General features: G+C 69.5%; 18 protein-coding genes. 6 read left to right on the top strand and 12 right to left on the bottom strand.

Annotated elements, in window-relative coordinates; translation table 11 throughout:
* Nucleotides 1-4 precede the first annotated feature (4 nt).
* Nucleotides 5-943 carry an EamA family transporter gene (locus tag AB0B97_RS00890; protein ID WP_357489516.1) on the bottom strand — a complete coding sequence of 313 codons (939 nt, stop codon included), beginning with the start codon at nucleotides 941-943 and terminating at the stop codon, nucleotides 5-7.
* Nucleotides 944-1,031: 88 nt separating this feature from the next.
* Here AB0B97_RS00890 and AB0B97_RS00885 point away from each other — a divergent pair, with 88 nt between their 5' ends.
* Entirely contained in the window at nucleotides 1,032-1,574 is a 543-nt protein-coding gene (locus AB0B97_RS00885) for a MarR family transcriptional regulator (RefSeq protein WP_357489514.1), read from the top strand.
* A 34-nt stretch (nucleotides 1,575-1,608) separates the two neighbouring features.
* Here AB0B97_RS00885 and AB0B97_RS00880 read toward each other — a convergent pair whose 3' ends face one another.
* The 5 genes from AB0B97_RS00880 to AB0B97_RS00860 all read right to left on the bottom strand — a co-directional run bounded on the left by AB0B97_RS00880 (nucleotide 1,609) and on the right by AB0B97_RS00860 (nucleotide 4,341).
* Nucleotides 1,609-1,731, bottom strand: a complete 123-nt coding sequence (locus tag AB0B97_RS00880) for a VOC family protein (RefSeq protein ID WP_357489512.1) — start codon at nucleotides 1,729-1,731, stop codon at nucleotides 1,609-1,611.
* A gap of 149 nt (nucleotides 1,732-1,880) precedes the next feature.
* Nucleotides 1,881-2,126, bottom strand: a complete 246-nt coding sequence (locus AB0B97_RS00875; RefSeq protein WP_357489510.1) for a hypothetical protein — start codon at nucleotides 2,124-2,126, stop codon at nucleotides 1,881-1,883.
* 100 nt (nucleotides 2,127-2,226) lie between these two features.
* Nucleotides 2,227-2,976, bottom strand: coding sequence for a DinB family protein (locus tag AB0B97_RS00870; RefSeq protein WP_357489508.1), 750 nt, complete (start codon nucleotides 2,974-2,976; stop codon nucleotides 2,227-2,229).
* 160 nt (nucleotides 2,977-3,136) lie between these two features.
* Nucleotides 3,137-3,481: a hypothetical protein gene (locus tag AB0B97_RS00865; protein WP_357489506.1), complete on the bottom strand. Its 345-nt coding sequence runs from the start codon at nucleotides 3,479-3,481 to the stop codon at nucleotides 3,137-3,139.
* A 98-nt stretch (nucleotides 3,482-3,579) separates the two neighbouring features.
* Nucleotides 3,580-4,341 carry an alpha/beta hydrolase gene (locus AB0B97_RS00860; RefSeq protein WP_357489504.1) on the bottom strand — a complete coding sequence of 254 codons (762 nt, stop codon included), beginning with the start codon at nucleotides 4,339-4,341 and terminating at the stop codon, nucleotides 3,580-3,582.
* A 298-nt stretch (nucleotides 4,342-4,639) separates the two neighbouring features.
* On the opposite strand from AB0B97_RS00860, the gene AB0B97_RS00855 reads away from it, so the two are divergent.
* Nucleotides 4,640-5,248, top strand: coding sequence for a TetR/AcrR family transcriptional regulator (locus AB0B97_RS00855; protein WP_234581802.1), 609 nt, complete (start codon nucleotides 4,640-4,642; stop codon nucleotides 5,246-5,248).
* A gap of 134 nt (nucleotides 5,249-5,382) precedes the next feature.
* On the opposite strand, the gene AB0B97_RS00850 is transcribed toward AB0B97_RS00855, so the two are convergent.
* The 4 genes from AB0B97_RS00850 to AB0B97_RS00835 form a co-directional block, all read right to left on the bottom strand.
* Nucleotides 5,383-6,822: an NAD(P)/FAD-dependent oxidoreductase gene (locus AB0B97_RS00850; RefSeq protein WP_357489502.1), complete on the bottom strand. Its 1,440-nt coding sequence runs from the start codon at nucleotides 6,820-6,822 to the stop codon at nucleotides 5,383-5,385.
* Nucleotide 6,823: 1 nt separating this feature from the next.
* Complete coding sequence (locus AB0B97_RS00845; protein ID WP_234581804.1) at nucleotides 6,824-7,381, bottom strand: hypothetical protein; 558 nt, start codon at nucleotides 7,379-7,381, stop codon at nucleotides 6,824-6,826.
* Between the two features lie 75 nt (nucleotides 7,382-7,456).
* Nucleotides 7,457-7,756, bottom strand: a complete 300-nt coding sequence (locus AB0B97_RS00840) for a hypothetical protein (RefSeq protein WP_357489500.1) — start codon at nucleotides 7,754-7,756, stop codon at nucleotides 7,457-7,459.
* A 238-nt stretch (nucleotides 7,757-7,994) separates the two neighbouring features.
* Complete coding sequence (locus tag AB0B97_RS00835; protein WP_357489498.1) at nucleotides 7,995-9,230, bottom strand: low temperature requirement protein A; 1,236 nt, start codon at nucleotides 9,228-9,230, stop codon at nucleotides 7,995-7,997.
* A gap of 228 nt (nucleotides 9,231-9,458) precedes the next feature.
* On the opposite strand from AB0B97_RS00835, the gene AB0B97_RS00830 reads away from it, so the two are divergent.
* On the top strand, nucleotides 9,459-11,630 hold the full coding sequence (locus tag AB0B97_RS00830; protein WP_357489496.1) for a UvrD-helicase domain-containing protein: 2,172 nt from the start codon (nucleotides 9,459-9,461) through the stop codon (nucleotides 11,628-11,630).
* Nucleotides 11,631-11,682: 52 nt separating this feature from the next.
* Here the strand turns inward: AB0B97_RS00830 and AB0B97_RS00825 are convergent, their stop codons facing one another.
* Nucleotides 11,683-11,868, bottom strand: coding sequence for a hypothetical protein (locus AB0B97_RS00825; RefSeq protein ID WP_357490581.1), 186 nt, complete (start codon nucleotides 11,866-11,868; stop codon nucleotides 11,683-11,685).
* A 180-nt stretch (nucleotides 11,869-12,048) separates the two neighbouring features.
* Between AB0B97_RS00825 and AB0B97_RS00820 the strand changes: the two genes are divergently transcribed.
* From AB0B97_RS00820 to AB0B97_RS00810, 3 genes are read left to right on the top strand one after another with little or no spacing between them, the layout of a single operon-like run.
* Complete coding sequence (locus AB0B97_RS00820; RefSeq protein WP_234581809.1) at nucleotides 12,049-12,423, top strand: metalloregulator ArsR/SmtB family transcription factor; 375 nt, start codon at nucleotides 12,049-12,051, stop codon at nucleotides 12,421-12,423.
* The gene (locus AB0B97_RS00815) at nucleotides 12,420-12,926 is read left to right on the top strand and encodes an SRPBCC domain-containing protein (protein ID WP_357489494.1); all 507 of its coding nucleotides are present in this window, start codon (nucleotides 12,420-12,422) and stop codon (nucleotides 12,924-12,926) included. Before AB0B97_RS00820 ends, AB0B97_RS00815 begins: the two co-directional genes overlap by 4 nt.
* Nucleotides 12,914-13,477 carry a dihydrofolate reductase family protein gene (locus AB0B97_RS00810; RefSeq protein ID WP_357489492.1) on the top strand — a complete coding sequence of 188 codons (564 nt, stop codon included), beginning with the start codon at nucleotides 12,914-12,916 and terminating at the stop codon, nucleotides 13,475-13,477. The genes AB0B97_RS00815 and AB0B97_RS00810 overlap by 13 nt, the downstream gene beginning before the upstream one ends.
* Before the next feature lie 51 nt (nucleotides 13,478-13,528).
* On the opposite strand, the gene AB0B97_RS00805 is transcribed toward AB0B97_RS00810, so the two are convergent.
* Nucleotides 13,529-15,484: a translation factor GTPase family protein gene (locus AB0B97_RS00805; protein WP_357489490.1), complete on the bottom strand. Its 1,956-nt coding sequence runs from the start codon at nucleotides 15,482-15,484 to the stop codon at nucleotides 13,529-13,531.
* Between the last annotated feature and the right edge of the window lie 302 nt (nucleotides 15,485-15,786).

The following is a 15,786-nucleotide window of genomic DNA, read 5'->3' as shown; positions in this document are numbered from 1 at the left end:
CTCGTCAGCTCTTTCCTGTGAGTCGGGCGCGTAGGTGCTGGTTCGAGTCCAGTTGTGCGGCGGAGATGGAGACCATGGCGAGGCCGAAGCCGAGGAGCTGGGTGGCGGTGAGGGACTGCCCGAGGACCAACCAGCCCAGGGCCGCGGCGACGACTGGCGACAGCAGCGGCAGGAACGACATCGCCGTGACGGGCAGGCGTGCCACGCCGGTGAACCAGAGCGTGTAGGCCAGACCGGTCCCGACCAGGGACAGCCAGGCGTACCCGCCCAGGGCGGGCGCGTCCAGCCTGGGCGGCAGGCCCTCGACGGCCAGGGCGAGCGGGGCGATCAGCAGCCCACCGGCGGTGAGTTGCCAGCCGGTGAAGGCCAGCACGCCGACGCCGGGCGGTCGCCCCCACCGCTTGGTCAGCACGGTCCCGGCGGCCATCACCGCGGTGCCGGCGAAGCCGGCCGCGAGTCCCAGCGGGTCGAAGCCCAGCCGCCCGCGCAGGACCATCAGCCCGATACCTGCCACACCGACGACAGCCCAGCCGAGTCGCCACCGGCTCGGGCGCTCTCCGAGCAGGACCACGGCCAGTCCGGCGACGATGAGCGGTTGCGCCGCCGAGAGCGTGGCCGCGACGCCGCCCGGCAGCCGGTACGCCGCCACGAACAGGAGCACGAAGAACGCCCCGATGTTGAGCGTGCCCAGCGCGGCCGTGCGCCACCACCAGACGCCGCTCGGCAGCCGCCTGGCGATCAGGAGAGCGATGAGGCCGGCCGGCAGCGCGCGCAGGACTCCGGACAGGAGCGGGCGGTCAGGTGGCAACCACTGGGTGGTGACGAGATAGGTGGTGCCCCAGGTCACGGGTGCGATCGAGGCGAGTCCGGTGATCGCCCAGCCGCCCGTCGTCGGGCGACCGGGTGGGAGGGCGGCCTCCCGGCGGGGATGGGTTTCGAGCACCGAAACCTCTCAACGTTGAACTGTTCGACGTTGAGATAAAATCACGACTGGTATCTTGACGTCAAACAGTTCAACGTTGAGGAGAGTGATGGCCGACAGCCTGGACCGGATCCTGGACCAGTGGCGGGCCGAACGGCCGGACCTGGACGCCAGTCCCATGGGCGTGGTCGGACGCATCCAGCGCGCGTCGCGGCTGCTGGAGCGCGGGCTCAGCGAGCACTTCGCCACCCGGGGGCTGCAGACCTGGGAGTTCGACCTTCTCGCCACCCTGCTGCGCTCGGGTCCTCCGCACCGGCTGACGGCGGGTGACCTCGCGGCCACCTCGATGATCACCTCGGGGGCCATCACCAACCGGATCGACCGCCTGGAGGCGCGCTCCCTGGTCAGCCGCGAAACCGATCCCACGAACCGCCGCAGTGTTCTGGTCACCCTGACCGATCGCGGCCGCGAGGTCGTCGACCAGGCCATGGCCGATCACGTCGCCAACGAGGCCCGACTGATCGGCGCACTGCGCCCCGACGAGCAGGAACAACTGGCGGGACTGCTGCGCACGATGCTTACCGCCCTCGGGGACACGCCAGCGGACGCCCGTCCCGGACGACCAGCCCAGAGCGCGCCCGAGGGGGGCTGACCCACCTCGACTCCACCGCCCCTCGCGAGAGGCCCTAGCGGCGCAGGCAGAAGGGGTGGCCGGCCACCTCACCATCGAGCATGGCGGCCCAGAAGTGGGCCAGTCTGGCCGGATCCGAGCATTCCAGGTTGATCGCAGCGAGATGAGCCAACGGCATGATTTCGTCCTCCTGCGGGCGGGACCACCGGCGGCATGACCGGTATCCGAAATGAAAGACTGCTCTCTTTGCGTGTGACGCGGACAGACGGGCGCAGGCCGACACCCGGACGCCGGCCGCCCGGCTGAGGCCGGTCGCGTCCCGCCCGCCTAACCCTTGATGATCGCCATCAGAGCGGTGGTGAAGGGTGCGGAATCCAGGTCACCCCGGATCGCCAGTTGCAGGCTGTAACTGGTGCTGAGGGCCACGAAGGCTTCGGCGATCTGCTCGGCCTGCGGGCGACGCGAGTCGGGCACCAACTCGGCGATCGCGGCCCGCAGGGCGGAGAGCTGTCGTTGCACAACGGCTGCCAGTGGCGGCGACACCGCCGCCTCGGCGTGGATCTGCGCGACCACCGCGACGTGTCACACCTACCACATCAACACCACCGGCGAATTCTGCGTTTGGCCTATCAAACGAGTACGCGGACGGTGTAGCAGTGGACCTCCCGGAGTATCAGGCATACTCCTGTTCCAGGATGGCCAGGTCGCGGTCGGCGAACTGCACGTGCGCCCACTGGTCGCTGAAGATGACTTGCAGGCACTTGACCGCCGTACGTTCGGCGGGCGGCGGGCAGCCGATCGCGGTGTTCGGCCCCCGCACGCGGTCCAGCTCCTCCTGCGTGACCTGCGCCAGATATGCGCGCAGATCGGCGATCCGCTCGGCGCGCACGGCGAGGATTTCGCCGAGGGTGGGCGCGGCCGACTCGTCGATGCCGAACTCGGTGCCGTTGGTGGTGAACGATGCGGGTACGCCGATCGGATGGAACGGGTTCGGGCGAAGGGCCGCCGCGTGGCCATACCAGGCGTCCACGACGAAGATCGTGTGGCGCAGGGTTTGGGCGAGCGACCATTCGTCGTTCACTGATCTGTGGACGGCTTCCTCTGGCAGCACGCTTGCGCGTCGCAGCGTCGATTGCCACAGCTCCTCGATGACATCCACCGCATCGCGCATGGTCTCGGGTGTGGTTGGCTGCAGTCGAAGCCGTTCGGGGTGCAGGCGATCCAGCTCGGCCTCGATCAATGGCATGACCTCCACGCCGTTGACGCGCAGGCCGTCGATCGCCCCGTCGATGTCGGCGTCCAACAGCAGCACGCCACGCATCCGGGCGCCGCTGAGATCCACCTCGCGGAAGATTGCGCTGGCCATTGACAGGTCGATGAACTCCGCACCCTCGTAGTCGGGCTGCTCCACGAATCGCGTCATCGGCGCATCGTAGGGACCCGGTACGACAAGACCAGCAAATCAAGATCCCAGCATTGGGCTGCCTGGAGGTTTCCGGACAGGGGTTCCATTCGGGACCATTGACCGGAAGCGGAGGAGATAGTAGTGGCACGAGTGAAGAGGAGAAATACCGGTCAACGATCTAGACCACGCTGTCCTTCACCTCGCCGAGCATCACGTCGATGTCCCCAGATCGGATCATCTCTGCCAGGGCCGCCACCATCGCCTCGACACCGGGCCTGGGAATGATGACCAGATCGGAGCACCAGAAGTATCGGCCGCCACCAACCTCCCCGGTCCCAGCCCACCGTTGCAGGAGACGGCCGATCTCATCCGTCGTCATGAACGTGGCGTAACGACGGGTGCCATCAGCGAGGCACAGGTGCGCATCGATGTTGTCGGCCGTCTCCGGTTCGTCGTCCTGGCCGGCCATGAAACAAACACGAACGCCCTCGACCACGCGGTCCCATTCCGCTGTCTGACTCACCGGAGCATCATGGCAGCTTCGGACGCTCGACTTGGGCTCCGCTCTGCTCGGCGCTCTCGGTGGTGGAATGAACCGGACCGCCGCGTCGGCAAGCCTGGTCAACCCTGACGACTCTTGGACATCTGCATCGAGCGCGCGGTGGCGCGGGCGGCGGTGTCGATGAGGTCTGCGACCGGGCCGGGCTGCGAAACCGCCACCGCGTGGGACGCGGCGACCTCCACTGCCGTGGACCCCGCCCTGTCGGCCAGAAAGCGCTGCAGGTCCGGCGGGATGCCCAGGTCCTGAGTGGTGATCAGGGTCCAGGAGGGGATCGTCTTCCAGGCGGCCTTGGTCACGCCCTCCTCCTGGGCGCTCGCCGAAGCGGGCCGCTGCGTCGCCGCCATGATCTCGGCGGTGCCCGGGTCGACGTCGGCGGCGAAAACCTCGGGGAACTTGTCCTGCAGGATGTACTGATCCATGGTCATGCCGCCGTCGTCGGAGGGGATCGGCACCATGTTGATGCTGGTGGCGAGCTGACTTCCGGGGTACATGCCGAGCAGACCGATCACGCTCTCGCCCACGTCCGGGCTCACGCTGGCGACGTACACCAGTGCCTTGACGTTGGAGGCGCCGGCCGCGGCCTCGGTCATGACCAGCCCGCCGTAGGAATGGGCGGCCATCACGACAGGTCCGGACAAGCTGTCCAGAAGAGCCCGAACGTAAGCGGCGTCCTTCTGTACACCCCGCAGCGGGTTGGCGACGGCGATGACCGGATAACCCCGACCCCTGAGGTTGGCGATCACACCATTCCAACTGGACGAGCCGGCGAATGCCCCGTGGACCAGTACAACTGTCGGCATTCCTGCTTCCTGGCCCGACATGTCAGGAGTAGCGCTCATTCGGAGTCCTTTCGAGATGCCGCACCGCCCGCTGCTCGCGGTGTGCAGAAGGGACGACGAGGACGGCCCACCGAACATCTCTCCCAGCGGCACGCATCGGTCCGCTGTCCCCGGCTCAGGTGGGTTGCAGCATCCAGAGTTCAGCATTTTCGAGGCCACCGTCGGCCGGATGGAAAAATTGCGTGGATCATCAAATCTTTGTGCGGCACCCGGTAGCGGGTGCCGCACCCCATACCGTGGAAACAGACCAGACCGAACGTTCTGTCGCTAGGATGGGAGGATGACGCGCGACGAACCCGACGCCCGGCCTTCCGAGGCACGACTCAGGCTTCTCCGCACGGCGACCAGGATCTTCTACACGGAGGGCATCCACTCCGTCGGCGTCGACCGCATCATCGCCGAGGCGAAGGTGACCAGGGCCACCTTCTACCGGCACTTCCCCAGCAAGGACGACCTGATCCTGGCCTACCTGCGTGAGGTGCATCAGCTGGAGCGCGGCATGGTCGACGAGGCTCTGGCCACCAACCGATCGCCGGTCGACCCACTCCTGGCCATCGCCGGTTCCATCGCCCAGAACATCCAGTCCCCCGGGTTCCGCGGGTGCGCGTTCCTGAACGCCGCAGCGGAATACCCCGACACGAACCATCCCGTGCACCAGGAACTCCTGGCCCACCGGCAGTGGTTCCTGGACACCATCACCATGCTCATGGCACAGGTCCACGAGGAAACGGCCGATCCTGCCGCGCGTCACTTCGTCATGCTCCGGGACGGCGCCATGGCCGCCGGATGTCTCACCGACCCCACGTTGGTGTCCGAGACCTTCCTGCGCGGGGTCGAAGGACTCCTGCGGATCAACTCGGAACGTCAGTCGGCAGAGTCGGCCCGCTAGTTTCTCGCCCGACCGCCGCCCGCACGACCTCGAGCTGGGCCACCCCCAGGCGGGGATGACCCAGCTCCTTCGTGTGTCCACTACGGCCGAGCCGCGCCGCAGCTGCGACAGCGCGCACGGCCGAGCAGCTCAGGTCAGCGGCCGTACGCCTCCAGCAGGCGCAGCCAGACCTCGCTGACGGTCGGGTACGCGGGCACGGCGTGCCACAGCCGCTCCAGGGGGACCTCACCGACGATGGCGATCGTCGCGGCCTGGAGCAGTTCCGCCACGTCCGGGCCGACGAGGGTGAAGCCGACGATGACCCGCCGGTCCTCGTCCACGACCATCCGGGCATGCCCCTGGTAGCCGTCGGCGTGCAGCGCTGCCCCAGCGACGGCGCCCAGGTCGTAGTCGACGACCCGGATGCGCAGCCCGGCGCCCTCGGCGGCGGCGGCGGTCAGCCCGACCGAGGCGACCTCCGGGTCGGTGAAGACGACCTGCGGCACGGCGTGCGCGTCGGCGGTGGCGACGTGCCGACCCCACGGCCGGTCGTCTGCCGCTTCGCCCCTGGCCCGCGCGGCGATCACGTCGCCCGCCGCGCGAGCCTGGTACTTGCCCTGGTGGGTCAGGAGCACCCGCCGGTTGACGTCCCCGGCCGCGTACAGCCATCCATCGCCGATCAACGCGCCGGAGCCGTCGACCACCCGCAGGGTGTCGTCGACAGTGAGCCAGGCACCGGGCTTCAGGCCGACCCGGTCGAGGCCGACGTCCTGCGTGTTCGGCGTACGGCCGATCGCGACGAGGATTTCGTCCGCGTCGACCTGTCCGCCGTCGGTGAGCGTGATGTGCAGCGTGCCGTCGCCGTCGCGGCGCACCGACGTGGCCTCGACACCGAGGTGGACGGACACGCCAGCATCCCGCAGGGACTGCGTGACCCGCTCGCCGACGAACGGCTCCGCCTTCGTGAGCACCCCGTCCCGAGCGAGTACCGTCACCGTCGATCCGAGACCGGCGTACGCCGTCGCCATCTCCGCGGCCACCACGCCACCGCCGATGATGGCGAGCCGGCCGGGAACCTCGCTCGCGGCGGCGGCCGCACGGCTGGTCCACGGTGCCGCCTCGCGCAGACCGGCGATGTCCGGCACCAGTGCGCTGCTTCCGGTCGCGATGACGACCGCGTGTCGGGCGGTGAGCGAGGTGGTGGCGCCGTCCGCGCCGGTCACCTCGACGACGCGGTCGGAGCTGATCCGCCCCTGGCCGCGATGCAGCGCGATCCCCGCCGAGTTCAGCCAGGACACCTGCCCGTCGTCCGTCCAGTTCGACACGAAGGAGTCCCGGCGGCGCAGCACTGCCGCCGCGTCCAACTCGCCGGTCACCGCCTCGCGCGCTCCGGGCAGTTGACGAGCCGCCCGGAGCGCTGACTGGCTGCGCAGCAACGCCTTGGTCGGCATGCAGGCCCAGTACGAGCACTCACCGCCAACCAGTTCCCGCTCGACGATTGCGGCGGTCAGGCCGCCCCGCACGACGCGGTCGGCGACGTTCTCCCCCACCGGCCCCGCGCCGATGACTACGACGTCGTACGTGGCGTTCTGCACGTCAGTTCCCCTTCGCGGCGCGGCCGAGGCGGATGGCCGCGATGAGGAAGAAGATAGCGCCGGGGATGGCGTAGCCGATCGCGTTGGTCAGCGCCGGGTTGTCCGCGGAGGCAGCCGCGATGAACGATCCACCGGCGAGTACGGAGATGCCACCGCTGATGATCATCGGCCACTGGCCGCCCATCCGGCGGCGGGTGACGCCCACGATCAGCTGCACCAGCCCGGCCACGACCGCCCAGGCGCCCCAGACGCGCAGGACCGCGGGGATGCCGGACGCGCCGGCGATGCCCAGGCCCACCGCGGCGAGGAGGCTGATCGCGACGTTCACGTACAGCAGGGTGGGCGATCCGGTGGCCCGCGACGCACGAACATCGACGATGGCGGCGGCCACGTCGAACAGCGGATAGAGCACGAGCAGCGCGGCGGTGAGGGGGTTCAGGTGCTTGGCGAGTGGGAACGTCACGGCGGCCCAGACGATTGCGAAGGCGAAGCGACCGAAGTAGAGCCGCCGCAAGGCAGCGGCCGTCGTCGAGATGCCGGGAACGGCAAGGGTGGTCATGGTCATCCTCTCGGTGATTCCGGAGCGAAGGGGCGCCCGGCGGGGTGCGGCCACCGCCGGGACGGGACGGCGGTGCTACTCGATGTCCGAGAACAGCCCCGTGATCTCCACCTGAGCGCCCTGGAGCCCACCGAAGACGGCGCCGGCAGCGGGCGTCGCGACTGCGGCGGAGGCGTCCTCGTAGCTGGCGAAGTACAGGTCGAGCGTCCGGTAGGCGGGAGTGGGCGTGCCGTCTTCCTTCGGCCACACCTTGGCCGACTCGACCCGCTGGAGCTTCGGGAACGTCTCCGCGGCCCGGCGCACGTCGGCGTAGACCTTCTCGAACTCGGCGGGGTCGGCGGGATTGCCGATGATGAGGGTGATCTTGGTAGGCATGGCGCTCTCCTCCAGAGACAGCCGCGCACCCGGCGGACACCAGGTAGAACGAACGTTCTGTCTGTGAGGACCGTACCCGTCAGTTGGCCCCGACGTCAAGACCGACCGTTCTATCTGGCCTGGCTCCTGCGGGTGTCGCTCGTCACCAGCTGCGACGGCAGGGCCGGTGCGACGTCAACGCGCGACGCGGGAGGGTACGCGGCGACACGGGCCACTGCGACGATCGACGACAGCCGCGTCACGCCTCGGAGTCGCGATCTCCGGACGCCTCCCGTCCGATCGGCGAGGTGGAGAACTCCAGCGACCGGCCCCGCCCTCGCAGCGCGCCGAGGAGCACGACCAGGGCCAGCACAACGGCCACCACGCTCAGACCGGCCATCGGCGCCCAGCGGGTCAGCACCGGCGTGACCAGCAACAGAACGGCCACGCCGATGATCTGGGGTCGGGAGGCCTGGCCGAAAATCTCGTACTCCAGCCGCATCCGGGCAACGAGGAAGAGTGTCGGACCGCCCACCACGAACAGCAGCCAACCGGGCCGCGGCTGCCCGTACGGATGATCGATCACCAACTCGTAGCCGACAGCCGTGACGAGGACGCTGAGCACGATCACCAGGTGCGTCCATCCCGACACCGCGCCCAACTGACCCGGCATACCCGCCCGGCCGAACGTCTCCGTCAACAGCAGACCGGCGCGATAGAAGTAGATCCGCCAGAGCAGCGCGCTGGTGACGAACGCTATCGAGAAGGCGGCTGCCCGCCCGGCGGAATAGTCCGCGCCGCCGAAGACCGTGCCGACGACCAGAATCGACTCACCGAGAGCGATGAGCACCATCTGCTGATAACGGTCCGCGAGATGGGTCCCGTCGATCTGCCACCGGCCCACTCTCGAAACCCCGAGCCACGGCAGCGGCCAGCCCAATGCCCAGGCAAGGTAGTCGACAGCGAGGGCGGCAACCCACAGCGGCAGGCGGAGGTGATCCGGTCCCAACGCGCCGGCCAACCATAACGGCGTGCTCACCAGAGCCCAGACGACAAGCCGGAACGGCACCAGCCGTCGCGGATGGCCACGCAGCGCGACGGCGACCACCAGCGGCCGCACCACCATCACCATCAGGTACGCGACCGTGAACGGCAGCGCTCGCTCCTCCATGGCGCGGGGCAGCGTCACCGCCATGATCAGGCCGGCGAACATGGTGCCGACGACGACGGCTTGAATGATCGACCGCTCCGGTTCGTACCGACTGGTGATCCAGACGGTGTGCGACCAGATCAACCAGAGCGCCAGAAAGAGCAGCAGGGTGCGCCCGAACCCCGTGCCGAGCGCCCAACCCGTGTCGTCGCGCAACTCGGCGAATCGTTGCGAGACCCGGGTGAGGGCCACAACGAAGGCCAGGTCGAAGAACAGCTCCAGGAACGTCGCTCGACCCGAACTCCGTGGAGGGCGCAGCAGTTCGGCACCCCGCCCCGCCACCATCGTCCGCCTCCGTCCGCCGCCCTGGTCACAACGAGCCGGCCGCCGAAGGAGTTGCGTAATGGAAATGGAGATTGAGCGGGGCCACAAGCGATCCGAAACTGCAAGGTATTGAGAGTCCCATCTCTGCCGGCGAACTTCCTGGGCGACGAGGGAAACGCAACCCTATGCTTGCCGCCGACCGCACTGCGGCTCATCCGGGCCGACGGATACCCAGACAAGGACTTGCGAATGCGCCGGAAGTCTGCTCTGAACAACGGCACTGCTGGTCTCAAGGAATCACCGGCAACTACCGCAGAGGACCTCGCGCGCCGATCCGCGATCGCCGAGGAACAGGCGTTTCTCGACGTGGCCACGGCCCGGCGCGACACGCTGGCCGACCAGCTACAGGTCGAGCTGTCGGCAGCGGCCGCCGACGCGTTGGCGCAGGCCCGCCAGCGCATGCTCCGCCAGCAGTACGACGAGCTCCAGCGAGCAGGAGAAGGGCTGGTCTTCGGCCGCCTCGACGGTCTCGATGGCACCGTTCGCCACGTCGGCCGTGTCGGTCTGCGCGACGAGGGTGCGGACAGTGAGCCACTGCTGGTGGACTGGCGCGCTCCCGCGGCCCGGCCGTTCTACACGGCGACGGCTGTCGACCCCCAGGGTCAGGCGCGGCGCCGGCACATACGCACCACGGGGTCGACTGTCGCCGGCGTGGACGACGAGCCTCTGGACGGCACCGCGACTGCCGAATTCGTCGGCGAAGGCGCGCTGCTGGCCGCCCTCGACCAGCGGCGCACCGGTCGCATGTCGACGGCGATCGCCACCCTGCAACGCGAACAGGACGACATCATCCGGGCGGAGGCGACCGGCCCGCTGATCGTTCAGGGCGGTCCCGGCACCGGCAAGACGGTTGTTGCGCTGCACCGCGTCGCGTACCTGCTGTTCACCCACCGGAAGATGGCCGACCAGGCGGTCCTGGTTCTGGGCCCTTCGCCGCGGTTCCTCCAGTACATCGCCCAGGTGCTGCCCGCCCTCGGTGAGACCGCCGTCGTCTCGGCGACCTGCGACACCCTGCTGGCCGACGTTCAGGTGGGCCGCGACGAGAGCCGGCTTCTCGCCGAGGTCAAGGGCCGCGCCCTCTGGCAGTCCGCGCTCGAAAACCACGTCACGTCGCTGCTCCCCCGGCCCCGCGAGCTGAAGCTGCGCTGGGAGGGCGAGTTCTTCGTCATCCCCGCCCCGACGGTGGCGCACGCGCTCGCCTCGGCGGTGCAGGGCCGCCCGTACCACCGCGCCCGCGCGGTGTTCGCCGAGCAGCTGCACCACCTTCTCGCCGATGTCGTCGCCGAGCAGCGCGAGGCGCTGATGGACGAGATGGAGGAGGGCTTCGAGGACATCCTCGCCCGCGTCGACAAGGGCATGGGCCACGACCCCCGCTCCGCCCGGACGTCCACCGGCAGCGACATCGACGGGTTGCTCTCCGAGGAGGAGATCGAACAGTTGCGGTGCCGTATCGCCGAGAACGCCACCATCGCCCGGTTCGTCGAGGCGTGGTGGCCCACCCTCGACCCCGAAACCCTGCTGCGTGATCTCCTGACCGACCGCGCCCTGCTGGCCCGGTTCGCCCCGCAGCTGTCCCCCGAGGAGATCACCGCAGTCGCGGCCGAGCCCGCCGGGTGGGCACCAAGCGACATTCCCCTGCTCGACGCCCTTGCCGACCTGCTCGGTGAGGTCGACGCCCCGCAACCACCTGGCGAGTTCGTCGCCGACCGCGCTCGCCGGCAGCGCAGCTGGGTGTACGGCCACGTCGTCATCGACGAGGCGCAGGAGCTGTCCGAGATGCAGTGGCAGATGGTTCTCCGCCGCTGCCCCAGTCGCTCCATCACCGCCGTCGGCGACATCGACCAGGCCGAGGCGGCCCACCGGCACACCAGTTGGGCGCAAGCGGTGCGGGCCGCTTTCGGAGACCGGTGGACCGCCGCGGAACTCACCATCTGCTACCGGACCCCGCGCGAGGTCATGGACCTCACCGAACCGGTCTTGAAGAAGGCGGGCAGCCACAACGTGCCACCCCGGGCGGTGCGCTCCTCCGGCATCGCCCCCTGGCAGCGCACTGTCGCACCCACCGAGCTTGCTGGTGCTGCCGCCGAAGCGGTGCGGGAGCTGCGGCACCGGTGGCACGGGGGCACGGTCGGCGTCATCGCCCCCGCCGACCGCGTCGCCGAACTCGTGGCCGTGCTGAGTGATGTGCCGGTGCTCACCGCCACCCAGTCCAAGGGGCTGGAATGGGACGCGACGCTCCTCATTGACCCCCAGGGCGTCGCCGCCGAGCCGCGCGGCTGGAACGGCCTCTACGTCGCGCTCACCCGATGCACCCAGGAACTCGGACAACTGATCCTCACGCAGCAGTCGCCGCACCCGTGAGACAGGTACCCGGACATCCGGCCAGGGCGCGGTCGGGGTTGCCGCTTCGGACTCAGACGTTGCTTTCCCGTTCGTCCAGTGACAGGCCCCAGCCACGTGCCAGGGCGGCGAACTCCTCGTGGAACTGCGGGAAGGTCTTGTCGACGCAGGACGGTTCGTCGAACTCGATCCCCGGCGTACGCAGGCCGGTCACGCTCATGCTCATCGCGATGCGGTGATCTGAACGGGTCTGCACCAGTGCTCCGGTCGGCTTGGCCGGCCGGGCGTCCCCAGACTAACCAGCCGTGCCGGTGCCTCGCGTCCCGCCCGAGGGCGCCGATCCGCAGTCGCCGCCCGTGTCAGCGAACGAATCCCGTTGACACCATCATCGACACCTCAATACGCTTAACATGTTCGTTAAGTGAAGGGAGGGGTTCGGATGGCTGGCACCGATCAGCTCAGCGCGGTGTTCTCGGCGCTCGCCGACCCGACTCGACGGGCGATCCTCGCCGAGCTGGCCGAACGCGACGCCACGGTCACCGACCTCACCGCTTCCTTCTCCATCTCGATGCCAGCGGTGTCACGGCACCTGAAGGTGCTCGAACGCGCCGCGCTCATCTCGCGGTCGCGGTCGGGCAAGTGGCGCGAGAGCCGCCTCGAGGCCGCCCCGCTCCGCGAGGCAGCCGACTGGATCGAGCACTACCGGCGGTTCTGGGACTCGTCCCTCACCCGCCTCGATGCCCACCTTGCCGCGGTGCAGGCCGCCGGACAGGCAACCGATCAGATGGCCGACGACACCCGGGAGCCCGAATGAACGCCGACACTCCGCAACTCGTCATCTCCCGGCTGTTCGACGCGCCACGGGAGCTCGTCTACCGAGCCTTCACCGACCCCGACCACCTGGCGGCGTGGTGGGGCCCGACCGGCAACTCACTGCCGCGCGACGAGATCGAGTTCGACGTACGCCCCGGCGGCTTCCAGCGGTGGACGGAGGTCAACGAAGCCAGCCCCGACCTTCGCGTGCACGTCCACGTCGCCCTCACCGACGTCACCGACGGCGAACTGCTCGAAGGCCTCATGCACGTCGGCGGCCGGCTGCAGGAGGGCATCGAGCCGTTCCGGACGAGGTTGCGGGTCGAGTTCCACGACGCGTCCGAGGGGCGGACGCGCCTGGAGATCCGCCAGTGGCTGCCGGAGCACCTCACACATCCCAGCGAGGAGGGTTGGCGCCAGGCGTTCACCAAGCTGGACGCCGCGTTGGCGAACCCCCGGATCCTCGCCGCTGATCACCGAAAGGCAGACGCATGGCAAAGCTGATCTACGTGACCAACATGTCGCTCGACGGATACATCGAGGACGACCGCGGCGTCTTCGCGTGGTTGCCGATGGACGATGAGGTGTTCGTGCTCTGCACCGACCTCCTGCGGTCCGCGGACACGTTCCTCTACGGCCGGCGCCTGTACGAATCGATGGCCCACTGGGAGACCAATCCGGCCCTGGCCGCGCAGTCTGACCTCACGGCCGAATTCGCGCGCACCTGGAAGGCGGCGAAAAAGGTCGTCTACTCCACGACCCTCACCTCGGTGTCAACCGCCGACACCCGGCTCGAACGCCGTTTCGACCCCGCCGCGGTACGCGAACTGAAGGCCACGGCCAGCAGCGATATCACCGTGGGAGGTGCCAACCTCGCGGCACAGGCCTTCGAGGCCGGACTGGTCGACGAATGCCATCTGTTCATCTGGCCCGTTGTCGTCGGCGGGGGCAAACCCGGGATGCCGACCGGTACGCGCACCGACCTCGAACTCCTCGACGAGCGCCGATTCCGAAACGGCGTCCTGCACCTCCACTACCGCTCTCTCGGGCAGTGAGCGACGACCCGGTGTGCGCGGGAGGGGTCAACCGCCGAATCGGGCCGGCGACTACCGCGGCACGGCCCGGAACCACGCCTCCCGGTCGTCCGGGTCCGGTCCGCGCCGGGGCAGGGTCGGCGGGTCCTCCCTGGTGACCGGGGCGTAGTGGTCGAAGGTGGTGGTCAGGACAGCCTCCCCGCCGGTGAGGTCGGGAAGGGCGGCGACGACCTGCGGCACCCGGGAGGACGGCAGGGTGCCGCTCACCTCGAGGTAGCCGCCGGCGACGGCGGTCTCGTGGACCACCCCTCCCCGCCTACCGAGCAGCGCCAGCACCGTCTCCACCGTGCGCTGGGGAAGGTTGACGTCGAACCGTTCGATCGGCTGGCACACCCGGGTACCGGCTCGACGCAGCGCCGCGGCGACCACGACCGGGGCGAGGTGGCGGAAGTCCGCCGCCACTGTCGAGATGGACTTGTCGAACTTCTGATGCGGCCTGCTCTGTCGCGGGAGATACCGGGAAGCCGTCATGGTCACCACACAGTCGGTGACCGGCCAACCGTGCCGGCCATGCCGCAGCGCGGCCCGTACGCCCTCCTCGGTGGCGGCGACGAATGCCGGTGGCAGCCGGCCGGGTTCGACGCCGGGACGGAACTCGATGCCGTGCCCGACCGGGGCGGCCTCGATCCGTAACCCGAGCCCGGCCAGGTACGGGTTGCCGCGCTCGTTCACCCGATCCTCGGCGGCTCCGGTGCCGACGACCCGCTCGATGCAGGCCGTCAGCGTGCCGGAGAAGCGCACCCGGACGCCGTACCGGTCCTCGAGGAGAGCGGCGAGCACCTCCTTCTGGACCTCCCCGTGCAGACGGATCACCGCCTCCGCCTGCTGCTCGTCGAGCCGCAGGTCCACCAGCGGGTCCTCGTCGGCCAGTTCGGCCAGACCGGCGAACATCGCCAGCCGCTGCTCCGGCTGCACCGGTTCGACGACCGCCTGCCGGGTGGGCGGCGGAAAGCGGTAGCCGTGCCGCCGGGGCGGGTCCCCGATGTGCTGGCCGATCCGGGCCGAGACGCCACGCACCGCGGCGATCTGACCGGCGGACACCGACTGGCGCACCAGCACGCCGTCGGGCTCGATGACGGCGATCTGGGTCACCGTCTGCGCGCGGGTTCCGGCCAGCTGCACCCGATCGCGCACCCGCAGACGCCCGGACCACAATCGCACCCAGGCCCGCCGGCCGTGGCCGTCCCGATCGACGGCGAACACCGTGCCCGCCAGCGGACCGTCCCGCTGCTCGCCACGCGGCAGCAGGTCGGCGAGGAGGTGGCACAGCTGCCGTACGCCTGCTCCGGTGATCGCCGAGCCGCACGCCACCGGGGTGAGCTCGGCGCGGCGCACCGCGTTCCGGATCGCACGCCGGACGTCGCGGACGCGTACCGGCTCGTCTGTCAGCCACCGCGCCGCCACCGCGTCGTCGACCTCCGCGACCGCCTCCAGCACCGGTTCGGCGTCGAGGCCGACGGCCCGCACCCGGACGTCGCGCCCGCCCTGGCCGGTGACCGTGGTGAGCGGGACCGGACGCGCCCCGAGCCGCTGGCGTACCTGGGTCAGCACCCGCTCGACGTCGGCGCCGCGGCGGTCCACCTTGTTCAGGAAGAAGACCGTCGGTACGCCGATGCGACGCAGCGCCCGCCAGATGGCGACGGTCTGCGGCTGGACCCCCTCGACGCTCGACACCACGAGTACGGCGGCGTCGAGAACGGCCAGCGACCGCTCGACCTCGGCGATGAAATCCGGATGGCCGGGGGTGTCCAGCAGGTTGATGGTCAGATCACCGATGGCGATCGACGTGACGGCCGCTCGGATGGTGATGCCGCGTCGGCGCTCCAGCTCCATCGAGTCGGTCCGTGTCGTGCCGGCGTCGACGCTGCCCAACTGGGATACGGCGCCTGCCTCGTAGAGCAGGCGCTCGGTCAGGCTGGTCTTTCCAGCGTCAACATGGGCGACGATTCCAAGGTTCAACAAGGCCACAGCAGAACTCCACGGTAGGACGGTCAAGGGTCCGGAGCGTGGAAGCTGCTCGCATTGTCACTCCTCGTCATGGTCACTGTGGTCGATGCCCTCCACCAGGTGCGGCGGTGGGGCGCCCTGAGGCTCGCACGCCCGCTGCGACCGCCGCCACCGAATTCGCTCGCAGAGGGGCACGGCCTCGCGGCGCCGTGCTGCGGCCTGCGCGTCCGGCACTCGGGTGGACGGCTACCCCGTACCATCGGCTGTCAGGAATGACGCGGGCGGCGACAATCAGGGCAGGGTACGACGCCGTGCCGGCGGTG

It is taken from the genome of Micromonospora sp. NPDC049004 (assembly GCF_040649315.1).
GTDB lineage: Bacteria > Actinomycetota > Actinomycetes > Mycobacteriales > Micromonosporaceae > Micromonospora.
Note: the sequence above shows the minus strand (reverse complement) of the source record. Positions and strands in the feature narration are given on the sequence as shown.

Bases quoted from the DNA above. Each gene is read 5' to 3' on its own strand.
- AB0B97_RS00885 (WP_357489514.1), top strand. From the start codon at position 1,032: ATGGCCGACAGCCTGGACCGGATCCTGGACCAGTGGCGGGCCGAACGG.
- AB0B97_RS00880 (WP_357489512.1), bottom strand. From the start codon at position 1,731: ATGCCGTTGGCTCATCTCGCTGCGATCAACCTGGAATGCTCGGATCCG.
- AB0B97_RS00870 (WP_357489508.1), bottom strand. From the start codon at position 2,976: ATGACGCGATTCGTGGAGCAGCCCGACTACGAGGGTGCGGAGTTCATC.
- AB0B97_RS00860 (WP_357489504.1), bottom strand. From the start codon at position 4,341: ATGTCGGGCCAGGAAGCAGGAATGCCGACAGTTGTACTGGTCCACGGG.
- AB0B97_RS00855 (WP_234581802.1), top strand. From the start codon at position 4,640: ATGACGCGCGACGAACCCGACGCCCGGCCTTCCGAGGCACGACTCAGG.
- AB0B97_RS00845 (WP_234581804.1), bottom strand. From the start codon at position 7,381: ATGACCACCCTTGCCGTTCCCGGCATCTCGACGACGGCCGCTGCCTTG.
- AB0B97_RS00840 (WP_357489500.1), bottom strand. From the start codon at position 7,756: ATGCCTACCAAGATCACCCTCATCATCGGCAATCCCGCCGACCCCGCC.
- AB0B97_RS00835 (WP_357489498.1), bottom strand. From the start codon at position 9,230: ATGGTGGCGGGGCGGGGTGCCGAACTGCTGCGCCCTCCACGGAGTTCG.
- AB0B97_RS00830 (WP_357489496.1), top strand. From the start codon at position 9,459: ATGCGCCGGAAGTCTGCTCTGAACAACGGCACTGCTGGTCTCAAGGAA.
- AB0B97_RS00820 (WP_234581809.1), top strand. From the start codon at position 12,049: ATGGCTGGCACCGATCAGCTCAGCGCGGTGTTCTCGGCGCTCGCCGAC.
- AB0B97_RS00815 (WP_357489494.1), top strand. From the start codon at position 12,420: ATGAACGCCGACACTCCGCAACTCGTCATCTCCCGGCTGTTCGACGCG.
- AB0B97_RS00810 (WP_357489492.1), top strand. From the start codon at position 12,914: ATGGCAAAGCTGATCTACGTGACCAACATGTCGCTCGACGGATACATC.